The organism is Achromobacter ruhlandii (genome assembly GCF_902859695.1).
Lineage (GTDB): Bacteria > Pseudomonadota > Gammaproteobacteria > Burkholderiales > Burkholderiaceae_B > Achromobacter > Achromobacter ruhlandii.
The window spans coordinates 43,690-63,681 of sequence record NZ_CADIJL010000001.1 but is presented as its reverse complement, the minus strand read 5'-3'; the positions used below and the strand labels follow the sequence as shown (position 1 = coordinate 63,681).

General features: G+C 68.9%; 18 protein-coding genes and 2 tRNA genes. 7 read left to right on the top strand and 13 right to left on the bottom strand.

Annotated features, from left to right (window positions below):
* Positions 1–14: 14 nt before the first annotated feature.
* Complete coding sequence (locus HV742_RS00300) at positions 15–947, top strand: hypothetical protein (protein WP_175144265.1); 933 nt, start codon at positions 15–17, stop codon at positions 945–947.
* 14 nt (positions 948–961) lie between these two features.
* On the opposite strand, the gene HV742_RS00295 is transcribed toward HV742_RS00300, so the two are convergent.
* Together HV742_RS00295 and HV742_RS00290 are read right to left on the bottom strand one after the other, a co-directional pair.
* On the bottom strand, positions 962–1,576 hold the full coding sequence (locus HV742_RS00295) for a hypothetical protein (RefSeq protein WP_054417559.1): 615 nt from the start codon (positions 1,574–1,576) through the stop codon (positions 962–964).
* A gap of 207 nt (positions 1,577–1,783) precedes the next feature.
* Entirely contained in the window at positions 1,784–2,383 is a 600-nt protein-coding gene (locus tag HV742_RS00290; RefSeq protein ID WP_175144264.1) for a nitroreductase family protein, read from the bottom strand.
* 522 nt (positions 2,384–2,905) lie between these two features.
* On the opposite strand from HV742_RS00290, the gene HV742_RS00285 reads away from it, so the two are divergent.
* Positions 2,906–3,211, top strand: coding sequence for a hypothetical protein (locus HV742_RS00285; RefSeq protein ID WP_175144263.1), 306 nt, complete (start codon positions 2,906–2,908; stop codon positions 3,209–3,211).
* 147 nt (positions 3,212–3,358) lie between these two features.
* On the opposite strand, the gene HV742_RS00280 is transcribed toward HV742_RS00285, so the two are convergent.
* A complete protein-coding gene (locus HV742_RS00280) occupies positions 3,359–5,467 on the bottom strand; it encodes a PhoX family protein (protein WP_175144262.1) in 2,109 nt (702 codons plus the stop codon).
* A gap of 296 nt (positions 5,468–5,763) precedes the next feature.
* Positions 5,764–5,848 (bottom strand) — tRNA-Leu (locus tag HV742_RS00275).
* 332 nt (positions 5,849–6,180) lie between these two features.
* Here HV742_RS00275 and HV742_RS00270 point away from each other — a divergent pair.
* A complete protein-coding gene (locus HV742_RS00270; protein ID WP_049071878.1) occupies positions 6,181–6,360 on the top strand; it encodes a hypothetical protein in 180 nt (59 codons plus the stop codon).
* Positions 6,361–6,449: 89 nt separating this feature from the next.
* On the opposite strand, the gene secG is transcribed toward HV742_RS00270, so the two are convergent.
* The 3 genes from secG to HV742_RS00255 all read right to left on the bottom strand — a co-directional run bounded on the left by secG (position 6,450) and on the right by HV742_RS00255 (position 8,815).
* Entirely contained in the window at positions 6,450–6,941 is a 492-nt protein-coding gene (gene secG / locus HV742_RS00265; protein ID WP_059269463.1) for a preprotein translocase subunit SecG, read from the bottom strand.
* Positions 6,942–6,962: 21 nt separating this feature from the next.
* The gene (tpiA, locus tag HV742_RS00260) at positions 6,963–7,709 is read right to left on the bottom strand and encodes a triose-phosphate isomerase (protein ID WP_026382285.1); all 747 of its coding nucleotides are present in this window, start codon (positions 7,707–7,709) and stop codon (positions 6,963–6,965) included.
* A 128-nt stretch (positions 7,710–7,837) separates the two neighbouring features.
* Entirely contained in the window at positions 7,838–8,815 is a 978-nt protein-coding gene (locus HV742_RS00255; RefSeq protein ID WP_049071874.1) for an NAD(P)H-quinone oxidoreductase, read from the bottom strand.
* Between the two features lie 121 nt (positions 8,816–8,936).
* Here HV742_RS00255 and HV742_RS00250 point away from each other — a divergent pair.
* Positions 8,937–9,024, top strand: a tRNA-Ser gene (locus HV742_RS00250).
* Between the two features lie 89 nt (positions 9,025–9,113).
* On the opposite strand, the gene HV742_RS00245 is transcribed toward HV742_RS00250, so the two are convergent.
* The 5 genes from HV742_RS00245 to HV742_RS00225 form a co-directional block, all read right to left on the bottom strand.
* Entirely contained in the window at positions 9,114–10,376 is a 1,263-nt protein-coding gene (locus HV742_RS00245) for a hypothetical protein (protein ID WP_175144261.1), read from the bottom strand.
* A 64-nt stretch (positions 10,377–10,440) separates the two neighbouring features.
* On the bottom strand, positions 10,441–11,367 hold the full coding sequence (locus tag HV742_RS00240; protein ID WP_054417557.1) for a hydroxymethylglutaryl-CoA lyase: 927 nt from the start codon (positions 11,365–11,367) through the stop codon (positions 10,441–10,443).
* A 29-nt stretch (positions 11,368–11,396) separates the two neighbouring features.
* Entirely contained in the window at positions 11,397–12,356 is a 960-nt protein-coding gene (locus HV742_RS00235; protein WP_059269460.1) for a Bug family tripartite tricarboxylate transporter substrate binding protein, read from the bottom strand.
* A gap of 73 nt (positions 12,357–12,429) precedes the next feature.
* On the bottom strand, positions 12,430–13,653 hold the full coding sequence (locus HV742_RS00230; RefSeq protein ID WP_175144260.1) for a CaiB/BaiF CoA transferase family protein: 1,224 nt from the start codon (positions 13,651–13,653) through the stop codon (positions 12,430–12,432).
* 162 nt (positions 13,654–13,815) lie between these two features.
* Positions 13,816–14,736: a LysR family transcriptional regulator gene (locus HV742_RS00225; RefSeq protein ID WP_175144259.1), complete on the bottom strand. Its 921-nt coding sequence runs from the start codon at positions 14,734–14,736 to the stop codon at positions 13,816–13,818.
* 157 nt (positions 14,737–14,893) lie between these two features.
* On the opposite strand from HV742_RS00225, the gene HV742_RS00220 reads away from it, so the two are divergent.
* Together HV742_RS00220 and HV742_RS00215 are read left to right on the top strand one after the other, a co-directional pair.
* Entirely contained in the window at positions 14,894–15,943 is a 1,050-nt protein-coding gene (locus HV742_RS00220) for an RDD family protein (RefSeq protein ID WP_420921281.1), read from the top strand.
* Positions 15,944–15,970: 27 nt separating this feature from the next.
* Positions 15,971–17,506, top strand: a complete 1,536-nt coding sequence (locus tag HV742_RS00215; protein WP_175144258.1) for a tetratricopeptide repeat protein — start codon at positions 15,971–15,973, stop codon at positions 17,504–17,506.
* A 70-nt stretch (positions 17,507–17,576) separates the two neighbouring features.
* On the opposite strand, the gene HV742_RS00210 is transcribed toward HV742_RS00215, so the two are convergent.
* Positions 17,577–18,521, bottom strand: coding sequence for a LysR substrate-binding domain-containing protein (locus HV742_RS00210; RefSeq protein WP_175144257.1), 945 nt, complete (start codon positions 18,519–18,521; stop codon positions 17,577–17,579).
* A gap of 86 nt (positions 18,522–18,607) precedes the next feature.
* Here HV742_RS00210 and HV742_RS00205 point away from each other — a divergent pair, with 86 nt between their 5' ends.
* A complete protein-coding gene (locus HV742_RS00205) occupies positions 18,608–19,531 on the top strand; it encodes a carbon-nitrogen hydrolase family protein (RefSeq protein WP_175144256.1) in 924 nt (307 codons plus the stop codon).
* Positions 19,532–19,992: the final 461 nt, after the last annotated feature.

The following is a 19,992-nucleotide window of genomic DNA, read 5'->3' as shown; positions in this document are numbered from 1 at the left end:
GCCGGGCCACGCCGATGCGTATCCGCGCCGCTTTGCTGCTCTGCCCGCTGGCCCTTGCCCCGCACGCCCCGATGGCGCGCGCCGACACCCGGGTGCAATCCCTGGACCAGGTGCCCGGCGCCATCAAAACGCAGGACGCCCGCAAGATGTACGACAGCCAGATGAGCGGCGCGCCCCGGCCCGACGGCCTGGGCGCGCCACTGCCGCCGGGCTTCAGCGACGCTTTCCTGCTGCGGCAGCTGGCGCCTGGCCAGAATCCCAAGCGCCTGCTCGTGGCCGGCGCCAAGGCCTGGCCGCAGCGCCCCGGATCCTATGTCGCGCTGGTGTGCCTGGCGGCCAGCGCCGAACGCGCGGAACGGCTCAAGCAGTTCGGCGGCGGCGATTGCGCCAACCTGTCGCGCGACCAGGACAAGAATGAAGTGTGGGTCGGGGTATTCGAATCGGCGCCCGGCGCGGCGCCCCGGCTGGTGGCCCGCACCGAGACGCCGGTGACGGCGCCGACCGACTGGAGCGACACCGACATCGACCCGCCCATGGACCTGGCGATGCAGGATGCCGGCGCGCCGATGCTGTCCACGCCCGAAAGCTGGAAGCGCTTCGACCTGGCGCCCTACCGCATCTCCCCCGACGCCACCGCCTTCGGCCTGCGCGCCGGCTGGAGCGAAGGCTACGCCGGCGGCGGCGCCGACTTCGAGGCGCTGTACCTGTTCCGCATCGAGGGCGCTGCCCTGGAAGTGGTGTTCGCCCAGCCCATGTCGTTCGTCAAGAGCATTGCCGGCGACTGGAACCCGGACGGCACGCGCCAACACGACGAATCCGACGCCAGCAACGCGCTGGTGATGCTGCCGGGCAAGACCGGCGGCTACTTCGACATCCAGTTGCGCCAGCAGGGCGGCAAGTGGAAGCGCACCTTCAAGTGGTCAACGCAGAAGCGGGCCTACGAGTAGACCCGCGCCGGCCCTCAGGCCGCATCCACGTAGTTCGGCTTGCCGCCCAGGAACTTCAGCAGTTCCTCGGGCTGGCTGACCTGCGCCAGCGGAATGAAATACACCTCGTCCGGCACGTCCTGGCGCTGCACCGGAATGATCTGCAGATAATCCGGCGTCAGCGCGATCAATTCGATCTTGTCGTTCTCGTAGGCGGACTCGAAATGGCTGCCATTCTGATCCAGCACGAAGCGGTCCGCATAAAAACGCGCCGATCCCTTCAGGCTGGCGGCGCCCTTGAAGATGGTCTTGCGGATCATGCGCTTGAGCACCCACTTGGGCGTGGGCTGGCCGTTGCCCAGGCCCTTGATGATGCGGCGCGTCTTGGCGGCGGCGATGAAGCTCAGCGCCATCAACAGCATCACGCTGGCGAACACGGCGGTATGGGCGCCCACCTTGCCGGTGGTCAGCTTCTCGATGCCGACGATGACAATGGACGCGAGAAACGACCCATGGCGGATCCAGGTCCACGTGCGCGTGGCCGCGTTGACCACGTCGGCGGCGCGCTGGCGCTGCGCCAGCAGATGGGCCTCCAGCGTTTCTAGGGGCAGGTCGTAGTCGGCTTGGCTGATGGGGACGGCGTCGGTCACGGCGGGGCCTTTCTGGATACGGACAAAACCTCGGATTATGCCTGTCCGCAGCCCCGACAGGCCCCAGGCCGCTGGCGTGTCCGCAGGGCCCGCGGGTTTTCCCGATCCATGGCGGACGGGCGCATTGCATGAAAAAACCCGCAGACCCCGTGAACGGGATGTGCGGGTCTGGCGGTCCGAAGCCGGGCGCGCTAGGCGCCCGCCGGATCAGCCGAACACGCGGAAGCGCTCGGCGTCGTCCATGAAGGCCTTTTCGCCAAAGCCGTTTTCATTGGAGCCGAACGGCATCTGCGCGCGCAGCTTCCAGCTGGCGGGCACATTCCATTCACGCGCCACGGCGGCGTCGATCAGCGGGTTGTAGTGCTGCAGGCTGGCGCCCACGCCGGCGTTGGCCAGCGCGGTCCAGACCGACAGCTGGGCCATGCCGCCCGCCTGTTCCGACCACACCGGGAAGTTGTCGGCGTACAGCGCGAATTTCTCTTGCAGGCTGCGCACCACGTCCTGGTCTTCGAAGAACAGCACGGTGCCCACGCCAGCGGCAAAGCTCTTGAGCTTGGCTTCGGTCTGGGGGAAGCTCTCGGCCGGAGCGACCTTGCGCACTTCCTCGGTGGCCAGGTTCCACAGCTTGTCGCTTTCGGCGCCGAACAGGATCACGGCGCGCGAGCTCTGCGAATTGAACGACGAGGGGCTGTGCTTGATCGCTTCCTGGATCAGGGACGCCAGTTCCTCTTTCGAGGCGGACAGGTTGCGGCCCAGCGAATACTGCGTGCGGCGCTTCTTCAGTGCGTCGAGGTATGCGTTGCTCATGAGGATATGCCTTTCGACTGGTAGATAGAGGGGTAGGGAGTGAGCAAATTCTACTGGCCGCCATCGCGGGCGACCACCGCCCCCGGGCCAAAAACGGCGATTTTTCCCGGAACAAACTGTTCCAGTTTTGTAGCCAATGACCTCGAATGCCTGGCCCCGTGCAGCGATACGTCGGCGCCGCGCCTCCGCGCCACGACGCTGATCGTCAAGTTCCGCTTGAAGATCCCTTAAGCAACATTCGTTTCCCGGACCTCGCGCGATCCCGGATAGTGCGCGCAAGCGCAGCCTGTCCCGCGCCGCCCCGTCCCCCTCCCCGGTGATGAACTCCCTGCCCCCCCGGCATGGCCGTCAGCCGGGTGGTGCACGCGGTCTTGCCCAAGGCCGAAGACTTCATTGCGATGCTGCACCACGCCTACCAGGGCGAAGCGCCGGCCGCCGTGTGAGTCGCGGCCGCGCCGACGGCGGCGCCGGATCTGGCGCAAATGGTGTCAGACTACGGTTTCCCCCATCCGGAGCCCACCCATGCTGAAAGACCGCCGATTCCTGATCTGGCTGGCCGTGTTCGCGCTGGTCACCGTGCCGCACGTGGCCCTGCTCTGGCCGCGCAGCCCGGATTATCCGTCCATCGGCGGCGGGGGCTACGACCTGTCCGGTTTCGTCTACACCCTCGCCCTGCTCGCCTTCACCGGCATCTGGTCGCTGATCGCACTGCTGGTGGCGTTCGGCCGCAATGAGGCGATGGCGGCCCGGCGGGCCTACTGGCTGGCCGGCATCGGCGCCGCGACCTTCGTGGCCGCGGCCATTGCCTTCGGCCACAACCTGCATTGACGGCAGGCGGACGGCGCTTTTCCCACGCACGCCCGGCAGCGCGCCGCCGCCCCAAAAAAAAGAAGCCGGCACACAAGGTGCCGGCCATTCACGCCTGCGCCACGACGATGGCGGGCACGCGGCCCGCCGCCATCCGGCGCATCGTCGTCAGGTGCCGACGGCGCTGCCGTCCTGCTTCCAGATCACCACCGTGGCCGGGCGCGGCCGCGTGGCGGTGGCGTCGTCGGGCCACTTGGATGCCATCAGCGGATTGTTCTGCGCATCCGTCACGCTCGGACCTTCGCCCGGGTGCTGGATGTTGATGAACAGGTACTTCTGGTCCGGCGTCCAGGTCAGGCCGGTCACTTCGCACCCGATGGGCCCCGTCATGAAGCGGCGGATTTCCTTGGTGGCCGGATTGGCCACCAGCATCTGGTTGTTACCCTGGCCGGCGTAGGCGCCGGTGTTGGAGTAGTTGCCGTCCGTCTCGATCCACAGCAGGCCGCGCTTGTCGAAAGCCAGGCCATCCGGGCTGTTGAAGGTGTTGTCCGCCGTGACGTTGGCCGAGCCGCTGCGCAGGTCGGTGCGCGGATACAGCGTCGGGTTGCCGGCCAGCACGAAGATGTCCCACTCGAACGTCAGCGACGCCGGATCGCCGTTCTTCTCGCGCCAGCGCACGATCTGGCCGTACTGGTTGCCGGTGCGGGGGTTGGCATCGTTGGCGCCCGGATGCTGGGGGCCGCCCGGATAGCGCGCGCTGCTGCTGCCGCGCGAGCTGTTGTTGGTCAGCGTGACGTAGGCTTCGCGGGTGGTCGGGTGGGTGGTGATCCACTCGGGCCGGTCCATCGGCGTCGCGCCCACCGCATCGGCGGCCTGGCGGGTCTTGACCAGCAGTTCGCCCATGTCCTGGTTGAACAGCGCGCCCAGGGTGCCGCCGGCCAGCGCCGGCGTGTCGAGCTTGAGCGGGATCCACTCGCCCACGCCCATGGCATCGCCCTGCGCGGCGCCGTCCAGGAAGCGCGCGACGTACAGCGTGCCCTTGTCCAGCAGCAGGCGGTTCAGCGCCGGGCGGGCCGGGTCGTACTTGCCGTCGGACACGAACTTGTAGATGTACTCGCTGACCTGGTCGTCGCCCATGTAGACCACCACGCGCTTGTCATCGGCCAGCGTCATCGCCGCGTTCTCGTGCTTGAAGCGGCCCAGCGCGGTCAGTTTCTTGGGCGTGGAGTTCGGATCGAACGGATCGATCTCCACCACCCAGCCGCAACGGTTGTATTCGTTGGGCTCCATCGCCCAGTTGAAGCGGTTGTCGTAGTGATCCCAGCGGTACGAGCTGCTGGAGGTCTTGCCCGAGCCCTTGTAGCGCTCCATGTGCGCCTGGTATTCGGCGTCGGGATAGTTCACCGTGGCCGGGTCGGCCGTGCCGACGCCGAAGTAGTCGGTGAAGTTCTCTTCGCACGTCAGGTAGGTGTTCCACAGCGTGTAGCCGTTGCCGCAATTGCCGAAGGTGCCGAAGCAGCGCGTGCCCGACGGGTCGGCGTTGGTGCGCACCAGGCGGTTGCCGGCGGCCGGTCCCACCAGTTGCATGGCGACGTTGGCATTGACGCTGCGGTTGAAGGGCGAATCCAGCACCGCTTCCCACTTGCCATTGGTCAGACGCAGATGGCGCACCGACACGCCGTGCGCGTGCTGCGACTTGCGCACCCAGTCCAGGTTCCACTGCGCGTTGCCGGGCTGCACGCCGACGGGATAGAAGTACTCGGGCGTGGTGTATTCGTGGTTGGTGACCATCAGGCCTTCCACGCTGCTGCCATTGACGCTATCGGTGCCGTCGATCGGGAAGAAATGCAGGCCGTCATGGTTGTAGCCCAGCTGGCGGGCCTGGTCGTCGCCGCCGTTGCTGGCATCGGCCTTGAAGGCCGGCGCGCCGGCGAACAGCGGATCGCCCCAGCGGCTGATCACGGCGAACTGGTAGCCCTCGGGCACCACCACGGTGTCGGCGGTGCTGATGGGCACGGCCTTGAAATTGAGTTCCACCGGCTTGGCGGGCGTTTCGCCGCCGGGGTTGGTGGCGCCGGGATTTTCGCCGGCGGGGGAATCGTCATCGTTGTCATCCCCGCCACAGGCGGTCAGGCCCGCGCCCATGAAGCCGACGGCGCCAGCCCCCAGGCCAGCCTTGAGAAAACCGCGACGCGACACCGCGCGTCGCACCACTTCATTGAAATGCGGTGCCGTGGAGGGGTTGGACGGGATGTCGTCCTGGTCCGAAACGCTCATCAGATTTCCTGTCATTTTCGATGTTCTGGCCGGTTCACCCGCGATCCAGCCTGGCGGCATGATCGTTCCCCAACATGACGTGGGAATAACAGCTAAATGAAAGGTTGGTGAAGGAAAGGTAAAGCAGGAGGGGTAAAGCAGAAGGCGGGCTCGCGCGCAAGGATCGGCCATGCGCCTAGCGCCTAGCGCCATGCGCCAGCGACGTTGGGGCAGGCCACACCGGGGCCATATATGGAGCGCCCATGCAAAACGCCCGCTGGAACTTGCGTTTCAGCGGGCGTTTCACGAGGAATTCCTGGTGCCGACGGCGAGACTCGAACTCGCACAGCTTTCGCCACTACCCCCTCAAGATAGCGTGTCTACCAATTTCACCACGTCGGCTTCTCGGAAAAGCAGTGCTTTCCTGGAAAGTCGAACATTCTATCACGCAATTGCCGCTTCGCGTCAATTCGTCCCGGCACGTCGCTCACCCCGCCGCTGCCGAACAGGCCCTTCCCGCTCGGGCAACAAGCCCTTACAAGCGCGACGGCCGCTGGCATCAATCTGTCATGTCGCCCGGCAATACTGGCATCCTCATGCGCACACCCGGGGTTGTTCCCGGGGAATTTCCTCCGGATATTCATATGAAAGGGAATTCGTTGGCGCGCATGCCTGGCCGGCTTACGATGCCAGCCATACACAACAGGGCCTCAGGCCCGTAGAAAGGTTCCACCATGCAACGTCTGATCTCCCCCATTCTGGCTCGTCGCCCCACGCTGCTCGCCGGCCCGCGCAGTTCGCGCCGCTACGACGCCGTTTTGTCGTTGCGGGCCTACCGCGAAGCGCGCCAGCTGCGCGAATCCGCTGAACGCATCCTGGCGGTGTCGGCGCGCCACATGCTGCCGGGCGCCTGAACGCATCCTTGCCCCACCAACCGGCGCCGCTGCGGCGCCACCAAGAAAAAAGGCCGGCGATCCGCCGGCCTTTCTCATGCTGTCGAGGCTTACTTGGCCGGCGTTTCAGCCGGCTTGTCGCCCGAAGCGGCCGGGGCCGACGGCACCGAGGCGTCCGGCTTGGCAGCCGGGGCCGAACCGGCGCCAGGCACCGACGAGGCCGCGCCCGGCACGGACGAGGCGCCCGGCACCGACGACGCACCGGCGCCCTGCGGAGCGGGCGCGGCGCCCGGCACCTGCGGCACGGAACGGTCGGCCGGGAAGTTCTGCATCACGCCGGAGTCGACGGCCGGGCCGCTGGTGCCCTTGTGGCTGACATAGGCCAGGCCGGCCGTGGAGGCAAAGAAGACCACCGCGGCCCACTTGGTGGCGCGCGACAGGAAGTTGGCCGCGCCGGTGGCGCCGAACAGGCTGCCCGACGAGCCGCTGCCGAACGCGGACCCCATGTCGGCGCCTTTGCCCTGCTGCAGCAGGACCAGCACGATGATAGCCAGCGCCGAGATCACTTGGACGGCCAGCAGAAGTTTGAGCATCAAGGGCATTACAGACTCCGGAACGGAAACTTAGATGGCGGCGATTCGCAAAAATTCTTCGGCCACGAGCGACGCGCCGCCGACCAGGGCTCCGTCGATATCAGTCATGGCGAACAAACTGGCGGCATTGGCAGCTTTGACGCTGCCGCCGTACAAAACCTGCACCTGGGCCGCGCCCAGCGCGGCCAGGGCGGCGCGGATGGCGCCGTGGACTTCCTGCGCCTGCTCGGGGCTGGCGGTGCGGCCGGTGCCGATGGCCCAGACGGGCTCGTAGGCCAGCACCATGCGCGAGACGGCCTCGGCGCCCAGCGCCAGCACCGGCTTGAGCTGGCGCTCGATCACGGCCAGCGTGTTGCCGGCCTCGCGGTCGGCCAGGGACTCGCCCACGCACACCACCGGGGTCAGGCCGGCGGCCAGGGCCGCACGCGCCTTGTCGGCGACCATCTGGTCGGTTTCACCGTGCAGCACGCGGCGCTCGGAGTGGCCGGCCAGCGCATAACGGCAGCCGAATTCCTTGAGCATGGCGCCGGCGACTTCGCCCGTGTAGGCGCCCTTGTCGTGGGCGCTGACGTCCTGCGCGCCCCACGACACGGCGCTGCCGGTCAGGGCCGAGGCGGCCTGCGCCAGGTACGGAAACGGAACGCAGACGCCGATTTCGCAATGGCTGGCGGCATCCGCGGCGCGCAGTTCGGTCAGCAACGCGGCATTCTCGGCCAGGTTGCCGTGCATCTTCCAGTTGCCCAGCACGAGGCGGGCGCGGTGTTCGACTGAAGTCATGGCGCAAATGTCAGAGTGGGTGAACCCGGGGGAAAAGCACCCGCCCACGGGCTGGCCTGGAAATAATTCCAGGCGAAACCCGTGATTGTATCCTGTTGCGCGGCGCCGCGCCGAACGCCGCGCGATTCTTACACGGTCAGGATGATTTTGCCGATGTTCTCGCCGCCTTCCATCATGGCGTGGGCCTGGGCGGCCTGGGCCAGCGGGAAGGTGGCGTGCACGATCGGCTTGATCGCGCCCTGCTCCAGCAGAGGCCAGGCGCGCTCGCGCAGCGCCCGGGCGATGGCGCCCTTGAAGGCTACCGGGCGCGGCCGCAGGGTGGAGCCGGTGATGGTCAGGCGGCGGCGCATGACCTGGCTGGTATCGACATTGGCCTGCGCGCCGCCCAACTGGGCGATGATGACGATGCGGCCGTCGTCGGCCAGGCACTGCATGTCGCGGGCGATGTAATCGCCGGCCACCATGTCCAGGATCACGTCGACGCCGCGGCCGCCGGTGGCGTCCTTCACTTCCTTGACGAAGTCCTGCGTCTTGTAATTGATGCCGCGCGCGGCGCCCAGGGCCTCGACCGCGCGGGCGCGGTCATCGCTGCCCACGGTGGCGTAGACCGTGTTGCCCAGGGCGCGGGCCAGCTGGATGGCCGTGGTGCCGATGCCGCTGGCGCCGCCGTGCACCAGCAGGATCTCGCCATCGGCCAGGCGGCCGCGGTCGAACACGTTGCTCCAGACCGTAAAGTAGGTTTCCGGCAGGCCGGCGGCTTCGATATCGGACAGGCCCTTGGGAATCGGCAGGCACTGGGCGGCCGGCGCGACGCAGTATTCGGCGTAGCCGCCGCCCGCGACCAGCGCGCACACCTTGTCGCCCAGCGCCAGGCCGCTGCCGGCCAGGTCGCCGCCGACGATTTCACCGGCCACTTCCAGGCCCGGCAGGTCGGACGCCCCGGGGGGCGGCGCATAGTTGCCCTTGCGCTGGAACACGTCGGGACGGTTGACGCCCGCGGCGCTGACCTTAATCAGCACTTCGCCCTTGCCGGCCTCGGGCGTGGGGCGTTCGGCGGGAACCAGGACCTCGGGGCCGCCGGGGCGGGAGATTTCTACACAGTGCATCGCGTGCCTCCTTCGCAGCAAATGGATTATTATTGCGCCCTTTACGGCAAGTCGCGTTGTCGCCGGGTAGAGTGTTTGCCTGGCGGCCGGATTGCCGCCTCCGCAGTACAGTGCGGGACCAGGAAGCGTGGCAGAGTGGTCGATTGCACCGGTCTTGAAAACCGGCAACGGGCAACCGTTCGTGAGTTCGAATCTCACCGCTTCCGCCAGGAATCCGTCCGCCCCCTTTTTTGCGCCATGGCCCCCAATCGGCGGGCGGCGGCCTCAATCGCGCCACGCCCCAGGGCCCGGACCCGCGTCATTGGTTGATCACGGCGCCATCACCGCGATGCTCGCGGCCACCTGCCGCGGCCGGCGCCGCGTCCGTCGATGGCGCCACCGCATCCGACCGCTGACGCTGGATCTGCTCGAGCCGCGCGGCCGCCTCGTCACCTTTCAATTCGGCGACCCGGCCGCGCACGACCGCATCCATGTATTGGCGCGTGAAGGGTTCGCCCACGCGCCAAGCGTCGCCCTCCCGCAAGAACTCGAAATCACCTTCGAACACCTGCCAGTCGGCGCGGCCGATGGCGGACATCAGCCGGTCGCGGTACTCGCCCTGCAGGCGGCATGACCACCGGCCGCCGCCAAGGTCCTTGCAGTCGCCCAGCGGCTGCACATTGCGCACGGTGCGCGTATCGGTTTCCGGCGGCAGGCCCATGCGCTCGCGCTGCCGGTCGTACGCGGCCTTGCGCGCCGCGCCCCGGGTCAGCTCGTCGAAAGCCGCCGCGCCCTGCTCGAAGGCGGCGGCCAGTCGCGCCGCGCCCGCCGGCTGGCCGACGGCGCGCGGCTTGCCATCGGCACCGAGCTGGCCGTAACGGGCCCGCACCACGCGCGGATCCGCGCCGGCGATCATCATCTCGCCCTTGTCGTTCGGGCCGATGGTGTAGGCCAGGACGGAGCTGGCCTCGCCGGCCTTGAGCGTGGCGATGCATCCGCGCGAGCGCTCCGGCTTGAGGTAACCGACCTCCTGCACGTCCGAAAACGTCGCCAGGTACAGATCGGCGGGCGTGGCGCCGCCGGCCAGCGGATTGCGGGACATCTGCTGGATGCGCGAAGTGAACAGGCTGGCGCGCAGCGTCTTCTGCACGTCGGCGTCATCGCACCGCGGCGGCGAGGCCGGCGCGAACAGGTACCATGCAACCGCCGCCACCGCGATGAGAGCGCCGCCGCGCCAGGCCCAACGTGGGCCGGGAAAGGCCGCCTTCAGGGTCGCCTGCCGGATCTGCCGTTCGTATTCTTCAAGTTTGCGCTGCATCAGCGCATCCATCTCGGCCAGCGCCTGGCGGCGCGTGGCATTGCCGGCAAAGGCGCCCTCGGTCACCGACAGCTCGCCGATGGCCCCGAGATCCGCGTCGGACACAATGCCCTCATCCACCAGCCAGAACAGCGCCTCGCCCAGCGAGGCCCAGGATTGCACCGTGGCATCGCCCAGCCGCTGGCGCGCGGCCTCGTAATGATCCGGGCGGATGACGCCATCGGCAAGCAGACGATCGAGAAGCGCAGTGGAAGCGAGAGCCATGGGCGCGCGGCGGCCAGCCGCCAGAACGGGGACGGCACATAATACCGCCGGCGCGGGCCGTGGCTCAGGCGGCCGGGGACGCGGCGTAGGTCTTGGGAATGCCCGCCGCCGCCACGCCGCTGCGCAAAGTCTCCTGCGGCAACGACGCCGCCAGCAAGGCGCGCGCGGCCAGCAGCCTCGGCAGGTCGACGCCAGTGCGGTAGCCCATGCTTTCCAGCATGAACACCAGATCCTCGGTGACGATATTGCCCGACGCCCCCGGCGCGAACGGGCAACCGCCCAGCCCGCCCAGGCAGGCGTCGAACGCGCGGATGCCTTCATCCAGGCCGGCCAGCGCATTGGCCAGGCCCAGCCCCATGGTGTCGTGCAGGTGCAGCTTCACCAGCCGGGCGCCGACGGCATCCTGGGCGGCGCGCACGGCCTCGCGCACGCCCGCCGGATGGGCATAGCCGACGGTGTCGGCCAGCGCGATCTCGTCGGCGCCGGCGCGCATCACCGCCGCGGCCACCTGCGCCACGCGGCGCACCGGCACCGCCCCTTCCATCGAGCAGCCGAAGGCCGTGGCCACCGCCACGTCCAGCCGCACCGGCCGCGCCTGCGCCCGCAGCCAGTCGGCAATCGCGGCCACGGCCTCGACCTGCGCGTCCGTGCCCTTGCCGACATTGGCATGACTGTGCGTGTCGCTGACCGAAACGGGAATCGCGACCACGTGCGCGCCCGCCTCATACGCCGCGATGGCGCCCTTCAGGTTGCAGGCCAGCGCGCACACGGTCAGGCCATCGATGCCCAAAGCCTGCGGCAGCACCCGCGCCGTATCGGCCATCTGCGGCACCAGGCGCGGCGACACGAAACTGCCCACCTCGATCTCGCGCAGGCCCGCGGCCGCCAGCTGCCGTATCCAGCGCAGCTTGTCGGCGGCGGCCATCATGCCGCGCGCCATCTGCAACCCGTCGCGCGGGCCCACCTCGCACAATCTCACTGCCTGGTCCATGTCGTTTCCCTGGTCGAATGCGCCGCCCGCTATTGCTGCACCACGATGCCCGCGGTGGCGATGGTCTGGCGCGCCTTGCCGATGTCCGAGCGGATCAGCGCGGCGAACTGCTCCGACGACACCGGATCGGCCTCCAGCCCCTGCGCGGCCAGCGCATCGCGCACATCCGGGCGCGCCAGCAGCTTGTTGAAATCGGCATTCAGGCGCGCCACCACCGCGGCCGGCGTCTTGGCCGGCGCCAGCACGCCGTAATAGGTCACCACGCTGAAATCCTTGTAGCCCAGCTCGGCCACGGTCGGCACGTCGGGCAGCGCGGGATTGCGCTTGGGCGAAGTCACCGCCAGCGCGCGCACCTTGCCCGCCTTGATCAACGAGGCCGCCGACGAGATCGACGAGCCGGCGAACTGCAGGTGCCCGCCCATCAGGTCGGCCAGCGCCGGCGCCGAGCCCTTGTACGGCACGTGCTGCATCTTGAAGCCGGCCTCGTGCTGCAGCATTTCCATGGCGATATGCACGCCGCCGCCCGTGCCCGAGGTGCCGTAGGACAGCGTGTTGGGCGCCTTGCGCGCGGCCTCGATCACTTCCGGCAGGGTCTTGTACGGCGAGCTGTCGGACACCAGCAGCACCATCGGCGTGGTGGCCACCAGCGCCACCGGCACCAGATCCTTGACCGGATCGTAGGCCACCTTCATCAACAGCGGAATCAGCGTGACGTTGTCAGACTGCCCGATCACCAGGTCATAGCCCTGCGCCGGCGCGCGCGCCGCCTCGGCCAGTCCCAGCGCCGTACCCGCGCCCGGCTTGTTCTCGGGCACCACCGACCAGCCGTTCAGTTCGTGCAGCTTGTTGCCCATCAGGCGCCCGATGTAATCGGTGCCGCCGCCCGGCGTGGACGGGATGATGATGCGGATGGGCTTGCTGGGATAGTCCTGCGCGTGCGCCACGCATGCGACGGCCATCGCGGCCACCGCCAAGAGTCTGCGGATCATCGGAAAGTCTCCTCTTTGGTGTATGTCTTGGCGGTCTGGCGCCGCCTCGACGGGGACCGGCTCTACGGCCGGTTCATGCCTTGTCCTCGCAATGCACCACGCCCGCGGCGCGCAGGGCCTCGATGCGCGCGGCATCCAGCCCCAGGCCCCGCAGGATGGCTTTGGTATCGCGCCCCTGGGCCGGCGGATCGAAGCGCTTGCCGGCCTTCAGGCCATCGAATTCGATCGGCAGCGCCGCCGCGGCGATTTCGCCGCCGTCCGGCAGGGCCGTGGCCAGCAGCGCGCCGCCGGCATTCAGGTGCTCATCGTGCAACAGGTCGTGCGGCTGGCGGATCGGCCCGTACGACAGATTGGCGGCCTCCAGCGCCGCGCACAATTCGTCGGTCTTCCAGGTCTTGAGGATCGCGCCCACGCCAGGCACCAGCCAGGAACGCGCCGCCTCGCGGTCCACGGCGGTGGCCAGGCGCGGATCGGCGGCCCATTCGGGCGGCAGGAATTTCTGCGCGAAATTTCGCCATTGGGCATCGCCCACCACGGCCACGAACACCCGCCCATCGGCGGTCTCGAACACGTCGTACACGCCCCATGGCGGCTTGCGCTCCGCGCCGAAGGGTTTGGGCGCGGCGCCGGTCAGCTGGTACTGCGCGATGAACTGTGCCACCAGCAGCAGGTTGTTCTCGAACAGGCCCGAGCGCACATGGCGGCCGCGCCCGGTGACATGCCGATCGTGCAGCGCGGCCAGCGCGCCCACCACGCCGAAGGTGCCGCCCAGGATGTCATTGACCGACGCCGCCACGCGCTGCGGCGTGTCCGCGCCGCCATTGATGTAGGCCAGTCCGCCCATCATCTGCACCACCTCATCCAGCGCGGTGCGGTGCTTGTAGGGGCCGGACAGGAAGCCCTTGAGCGACACATAGATCAGCCGCGGGTTCTCGGCCGACAACGAGGCGTAGTCCAGCCCGTACTGCGCCAGGCCGCCGTCGCGGAAATTCTCGACCACCATGTCGGCCTGCAAGGCCAGCTGCCGCGCCAGCGCCTGGCCCTCGGCCGATTTCAGGTCGATCGACAGGCTCTGCTTGTTGCGGTTGAAAACGGGAAAGTAGCCGCTGCCCGAACCCTTCAGGCGACGGGTGTGGTCGCCGTCGATCGGCTCCAGCTTGATCACCTCGGCGCCCAGGTCGGCCAGCGCCAGGCCGGCGGCCGGTCCCATGATCATGTGGGACAGTTCCAGCACCTTGATGCCGCGCAAGGGCAGCTCGTCCTGGTTCATGAAGGGGGAAGCCGGTGCTGCGGTCATCGACATTTTCCTCTGGCCTGCGCCGTGGATCGAAGGCCCGGGCGCCAGGGGCCCGAGCGGTACGCAGCCATCATCGCGGGCGCGGCGGCGCGGGAAAAGCGCTCTTTCAGCACCGGGGCATTCTCGTTTCGGAACGTCCGGGTTAGCCCTAGGAACGCGAGGCTAGGGCCACGGCGCCGCGCCCAGGTGCGCCAACAGGGCGCGCGCGGCGGGTGGCAGCGCGTCCAGTTCGCGCACCGCGATGCACAACGGCGTGCCCGCCCAGGGCCCGGACAGGGCGATGAAGCGGATATCCGGGCTGGCGTGGCGCGGCTTCAGATACATGGGCACCACCGCCACGCCCATGCCGCGCGCCACCAGATTGCAGATGGTCTCGTGCGAACTGACACGAGCGCTGATGCGGCGCGTCACGCCGGCCTCGCGCGCCGCCTGCTCGAACACCGCGCTGATGCCGTTATCGCGGTTCAGCTCGATCTGCTCATAGGGCAGCAACTGCGCATAGTCCAGGATCTCGCTGTCGGCCAGCAGGTGCTGTCCCGGCACCACCGCCGCCAGTTCGCAATAGCCGCAAGGAAACACCCGCAGGCCATCGTGGCCGAAGTCCGAGCCCACGGCCACATCGGCGCGGCCCTGCAGCACCTCCTGGAAGACCTGCTGCGTGGTGCTTTCCTCCAGCGCGATCTCGATCTGTGGGTAGGCGCGGCGAAACGACTGGATCTGCGCCGGCAGGTCGCCCGACAGCGCCGCCACGCTGGCCGCCAGCCGGATGCGCCCCCGCACCCCGGTGGCAAAGGCCGCCATCTCGCGGTGCATGCGCTCCATCTGCTGCAATACCCGCCGCGCATGCTCGGCCAGCGCCTGGCCGGCGGGCGTGGCCTGCACGCCCTTGACGTCGCGCGCCAGCAGCGGCACGCCCAGGACCTCTTCCATCTCGATCATGCGCTTGCTGACCGCCGAGGGCACGATGTTCTCGCGCGCCGCGGCGCGCGCCAGGCTGCCTTCTTCCAGCGCCGCCAGGAACAGGCGCAGGGAAACCGGATCGATATCGCGCGAATGGGACGCGGCGGGCAACGGACGCTTCATGGCGGCAAGTGTCCCGCGTTGCGCGGGGCGGCAGGGATCGGGGTTTTCCCCAGCAAGACCGACACGGGTCCGATACACTGCGCCTGGCCATCGCGCGGCCACCCGCGCGACGCAGGACGCTCTCCGTTTGAACGGCAACCAGAATAAGACGCGCATCATGCAGTGCCCCCAGTGCAATTGGCAGAATCCGGCCTCTCATACCCAATGCTTCAGCTGCCACGCGCCCTTGCCCGCGCCAGCGGCCCCGCGCGCGGCGCACGCCAACGTGCCTGTGATCCCCGGCATCTGGTCGCGGCTGGCGGCGAGCGGGGCCGACGCAGCCGCCATGATCGCGGCCATGTTCGCCTTCTCCTGGGCCACGTCCCTGAGCTACCAGGCATTGCTGGAACAGCCCTGCCCCCAGGCACTCACCCTGTCGGCCGGTCTGCTGGGCCTGCTGCTGCCCGCCTTGATGGACGCGTGGGGCGCCGGTTCGCCCGGCAAGCTGTTGTTCAAGCAGCGCGTGGTCAAGCGGGACGGGCAGAGCCCCGGCCTGTTGCGGTCCCTGTGGCGGCACCTGATGAAGTTCCCCCTGAACCTGGCCCTGCCCGGCGTGTTCCACCATATCCAGCAGGCCATGTTCGGCGAACGCGCCATGCACAACTGGGCCGCGGGCACTTACGTCGTTTCGAGCCGGGCCGATCCGCGCGCGATCCTGGCGGCCGTGAGCCAGACGCGCTCGATCACCGGCGCCGGCAAGTTCCTGCTGTTCGCCGCGGGCGCGGTAGTGCTGGTGCTGGCCGGTTTCGTGCTGGCCGCGCTGACGCTCGGTCCGCGCGATGCCGACAACCCCGTGGTGGCCGACGTGCGGCACCTGGATCGGGTATCGCAGCCGGTCCGGATGCTGGCGGAAAACCACTACCGCGGCACCGGCAAGTTCGCCGCGACCTTGCAGGACCTGGGCGTGACGCGCGAATCGCTGGCCTCCAGCGGCTTTTCCAACCTGGAGCTGAACCCGGCCAATGGCGTGCTGCGCTTCACCATTGCCGGCCCCGCCGATGCCAATGACGCCTCGCCCCTGGCGGGCAAGCACCTGGTCTACCTGCCCGAGCTGCGCGCCGAACGCAAAGGCGGCGGCATCCGCCGCTGGCAATGCGGCAGCGACGACATCGCCGTGAGCGACCGCCATTACGGCTGCCGCCACGCCGCCGGCGCCGCCGCCCCCTGATGCCAGCTTGCCGCCCAAGGAATCCGCATGTCCAATCTGATCGAATCCATCCTGCGCGCCGAAGACGCCGGCGACACGACGCGCATGCTCGCGCTGTGCGACCAAGGGCTGCGCGAGCAGCCCAACGCCGCCGAGATGTGGGCATCGCGCGCCCGCTGCCATGCCAGGCGCGGCGTCGCGGCCGCGCGCGACGCCGATCTGGCGCGGGCGCTGACGCTCGATCCCCACTGCCCGGACGCCATCGCCGTGCAGGTCACCGCGCGCTATGACGAGGGCAACCCGCAAGCGGCCTGGCGCCTGCTGCGCGACGCCTGCCAGCGTACTTCCGGACATTTCGGGCTGCTGCTGGCCGAAGCCTACCTGTTGATCAACGACGGCCGCCTGCAGGATGCCATCGACTGCTGGACCCGCGCGATCCAGCGGCGCCCGCAGGCCGGCGCGCCGCATTGCTACATCGCGTCCAACCTGGCCAATGCCGGGCGCCACAAAGAAGCCGTGCCCTACTTCGAACGCGCGATCGCGCTCGCCCCGGACAACGGCCGCTTCATGTACGACGCCGGCAACACCTATCGCCGCCTGGGCGACCTGCACCGGGCCATCGCCCTGTTCGACCGGGCGCGGGCGATCCTGGGCGAGGAAAACGCCATCCAGCACAACCGGGCCTCATGCCTGCAGGCGCTGGGCCGCGATGCCGACGCGGTGGAAGAATGGACCAGCCTGCTGCGCCGCGAGCCCGACTGGGACTGGCCGCTGGAGGGCAAGGCCCGCTCGCTGCACCGCCTGGGCCGGGCCAGCGAGGCCGCTCCCCTGTGGCAAAAGCTGGACGCCCTGTCGGACAACGGCTGGGAAGGCCGCAAGGAGCAGGCCCGCGAGTATGTGCGCAGCGGCCACCCCGAGCTGGCGCAAGAAGCCCTGCGCGAGCTCGATCCGCTGACCAGCGACGATACCCAATTGCTGTTCGTGGCCGGCAACGCGCAACGCGACCAGGGCGAGTGGGAGCAGGCCCTGGCGTACTACCTGCGCGGCTACGAACTGGCGCCGGACGACGATTTCCTGCCCGGCAACGCCGCCGACATGCTCGCCCGCCTGGAACGCTACGACGAAGCCCTGCCCCTGTCCGAAGTGGCGATCGCGCTGGACCCCGATTGGCTCAAATGGCGCCGCGTGCGCATCGACGCCTTGACCCACCTGGGCCGCGGCCCGGAGGCGGTGGCCGATGCCGAACGCGCGCTGCAACGCTGGCCCGACGACAGCAGGCTGCAGGCCGACGCCGTCAACGCGCTGATCGCCGCGGGCCGCCACGACGAAGCCCTGGCGGCCTGTGACCGCCTGATCGCGATGGACCCGGAGTTCCGCAGCTGGACCCTGTTCTCGCGCGGCGAGATCTACGGCGCCATGGCACGCCATGCGGAATCCGCTTCGGCATTCCGCCAGGCCGCCGCGGCCTACCAGCAGAACGGCAAGCCGCAATACCAGGCGCTGTCATTGGAAAGAGCCCTCGCGGCGGAACGACAGGCCAACGCGCCGCGCGGCCTGCTGGGGCGATTGTTCGGCCGCAAGTAGACATCGAGGATGGCGTGCCGCGCCGGATGAGTCGACGGCCGCAATGGCTTGGCCGGGACGATGCCGGCGATCACTCGGGCAGCGCCGGCGCGGTCACCCAACCGTAGCCCTGCAGCAAGCCCAACAGGCAGCGGCGCGCCACCGCCACCGCCTCGTCGCGCAGCGCATCGGCGCGCCAGCCCATTTCGATGGCGTAGTCCGGCATGGCAATCGGGCACGGCAGCCGCCGCAGTCCGGCGACCGCCGCCAGCCCGCGCGCCGCATGCGCCGGCAAGGTGGCCAGCGCATCACCGCCGCGCAACAGGAACGCCAACGCCGAGAAGTGCGTGGTGGACGCCAGCACCCGGCGGCTCAGGCCCAGGCCATGCAGCACTTCATCGACCACGCCGATGAAGCCGCCCGACGACACCAGCACGTGCGGACGCCGGGTGAAATCCTCCACCGACAACGCATCCTGGCCCGGCACCAGGCTGGCCGGATCCACCAGGCAAGCATAGCCCCCCTGTCCCACGGTGACGCGCTGCAACGCCGGCGCGGTCAGGCCGCCGGATGCGATCACCAGGTCGACCTCGCGCGCCATCAGCATGTCGGCGGCCACGCGGCTGTGGGTCTGGCGGAAGATCAATCTCAGTCCCGGCGCCGCCACGGCCAGCGCCGCGATCGCCTCGCGTCCAAGCGCGATCTCGAAATCGTCGGACAGGCCCAGCGTGACCGAGCGGCCGCCGAACCCCGCCGCGCCCGGCCGGGCCAGCGACAGGCTCTGCCGGCACTTGTCCAGCGCCTCGCCAATGATCGGCCGCAGCTCGCGCGCCCGCAGGCTGGGCGACAGGCCACGCCCGGTGCGCACGAACAGCGGGTCGGCATAGAGCACGCGCAGCCGCGCCAGCGCCGCGCTGACCGCCGACTGGGTCACCCCCAGGCGCAGCGCGGCGCGGCCCGCGCCGCCCTCGTCGTAGATCGCCTCGAACACCTTGAGCAGGTTCAGGTCGGTCGACTCGATATCGATCTGGTTCATATCATTTATCGCCAGGCAGGATTGATTGATTTTAGGCCGCCCCCGACACTAGGACGCATCGACTCCCCAGTGAAAAAGGAACCCCCATGACCGCCACCACCGTCGCCGCGCTGCAGATCGGCGCCTCGCCCGAAGGCAAGGACGCCACCCTGGAACGGATCCTGGCCTTCGAGGCCGGGATCAGCGCCTCGGGCGCCGCTCTGGTGGTCATGCCCGAAGCCCTGCTGGGCGGCTACCCCAAGGGCGAGATCTTCGGCACCCGCCTGGGCTACCGCCTGCCCGAAGGCCGCGAGGCCTACGCCCGCTACTACCAGAACGCCATCGACGTGCCCGGCCCCGAGACCGACGCGCTGGCCGCGCTGTCGCAACGCACCGGCGCCAGCCTGGTGATCGGCGTGATCGAACGCGCCGGCAGCACGCTGTACTGCACCGCGCTGTACTTCGATCCCGCCACCGGCCTGGCCACCAGGCACCGCAAGCTGATGCCCACCGGCACCGAACGCCTGATCTGGGGCCAGGGCGACGGCTCGACCCTGCCCGTGCTGGAAACGGCCGCGGGCCGCGTCGGCGGCGCCATCTGCTGGGAAAATCACATGCCGCTGCTGCGCACCGCCATGTACGCCAAGGGCGTGCAGATCTGGTGCGCGCCCACCGTTGACGAACGCGACATCTGGCAATGCTCGATGCGCCACATCGCCCACGAAGGCCGCTGCTTCGTCATCAGCGCCTGCCAGGTGCAGCCTTCGCCCGCCGAACTGGGCCTGGACGTGCCCGGCTGGGATCCGCAGCGCCCGCTCATCAACGGCGGCTCGCTCATCGTCGGGCCGCTGGGCGACGTCCTGGCAGGCCCGCTGCACGGCCAGACCGGCCTGCTGACGGCGACCATCGATGTCGACGAACTGGTGCGCGCGCGCTACGACTTCGACGTGGTCGGCCACTACGCGCGGCCCGACGTCTTCACCCTGGAGGTGGACGAACGCGCCCGCCAGACGGTGCGTTTCATCGGCTGAGTGTTCCACAGCGGCGGCCTTGCATGACGGGCCGCCCGCCCGCGAGTGGTATAGTCACGCCCGCCGGATACCGCTGCGCGCTCGCGCCGCACACCCAGGTATCCCATTGCGGTTTCCTGTCGGAACCCCAATGCCCGAGTGGTGAAATTGGTAGACACAAGGGACTTGAATCCATTTGAGCCCTCCGGAGGAAACTCCAGAGGTGTAGCCCGTCAAACTCGGCGAATGCCCTGGACTTGTTCCGAGCCAACGCCGAGCCAAGCCCGGATCGAAAGAACCGGGAAGGTGTAGAGAGCAGACGGCGGGCACCTAAGGCCGCAAGGCTATGGTGAAGGCGTGCTCCAGACCACGAACGGCGCTCCGCGCGCCGGCGGCGAAAGCCGAAGTGGTACGAAAATCCCTCGGCCGCGAGGCCGTACCGGTTCGATTCCGGTCTCGGGCACCACCCCTGAGCCACCACC

Bases quoted from the DNA above. Each gene is read 5' to 3' on its own strand.
- HV742_RS00285 (WP_175144263.1), top strand. From the start codon at position 2,906: ATGCTGAAAGACCGCCGATTCCTGATCTGGCTGGCCGTGTTCGCGCTG.
- secG (WP_059269463.1), bottom strand. From the start codon at position 6,941: ATGCCCTTGATGCTCAAACTTCTGCTGGCCGTCCAAGTGATCTCGGCG.
- HV742_RS00270 (WP_049071878.1), top strand. From the start codon at position 6,181: ATGCAACGTCTGATCTCCCCCATTCTGGCTCGTCGCCCCACGCTGCTC.
- HV742_RS00215 (WP_175144258.1), top strand. From the start codon at position 15,971: ATGTCCAATCTGATCGAATCCATCCTGCGCGCCGAAGACGCCGGCGAC.
- HV742_RS00240 (WP_054417557.1), bottom strand. From the start codon at position 11,367: ATGGACCAGGCAGTGAGATTGTGCGAGGTGGGCCCGCGCGACGGGTTG.
- HV742_RS00290 (WP_175144264.1), bottom strand. From the start codon at position 2,383: ATGAGCAACGCATACCTCGACGCACTGAAGAAGCGCCGCACGCAGTAT.
- HV742_RS00245 (WP_175144261.1), bottom strand. From the start codon at position 10,376: ATGGCTCTCGCTTCCACTGCGCTTCTCGATCGTCTGCTTGCCGATGGC.
- HV742_RS00300 (WP_175144265.1), top strand. From the start codon at position 15: ATGCGTATCCGCGCCGCTTTGCTGCTCTGCCCGCTGGCCCTTGCCCCG.
- HV742_RS00210 (WP_175144257.1), bottom strand. From the start codon at position 18,521: ATGAACCAGATCGATATCGAGTCGACCGACCTGAACCTGCTCAAGGTG.
- HV742_RS00205 (WP_175144256.1), top strand. From the start codon at position 18,608: ATGACCGCCACCACCGTCGCCGCGCTGCAGATCGGCGCCTCGCCCGAA.
- HV742_RS00220 (WP_420921281.1), top strand. From the start codon at position 14,894: ATGCAGTGCCCCCAGTGCAATTGGCAGAATCCGGCCTCTCATACCCAA.
- HV742_RS00280 (WP_175144262.1), bottom strand. From the start codon at position 5,467: ATGAGCGTTTCGGACCAGGACGACATCCCGTCCAACCCCTCCACGGCA.
- HV742_RS00235 (WP_059269460.1), bottom strand. From the start codon at position 12,356: ATGATCCGCAGACTCTTGGCGGTGGCCGCGATGGCCGTCGCATGCGTG.
- tpiA (WP_026382285.1), bottom strand. From the start codon at position 7,709: ATGACTTCAGTCGAACACCGCGCCCGCCTCGTGCTGGGCAACTGGAAG.
- HV742_RS00230 (WP_175144260.1), bottom strand. From the start codon at position 13,653: ATGACCGCAGCACCGGCTTCCCCCTTCATGAACCAGGACGAGCTGCCC.
- HV742_RS00255 (WP_049071874.1), bottom strand. From the start codon at position 8,815: ATGCACTGTGTAGAAATCTCCCGCCCCGGCGGCCCCGAGGTCCTGGTT.
- HV742_RS00225 (WP_175144259.1), bottom strand. From the start codon at position 14,736: ATGAAGCGTCCGTTGCCCGCCGCGTCCCATTCGCGCGATATCGATCCG.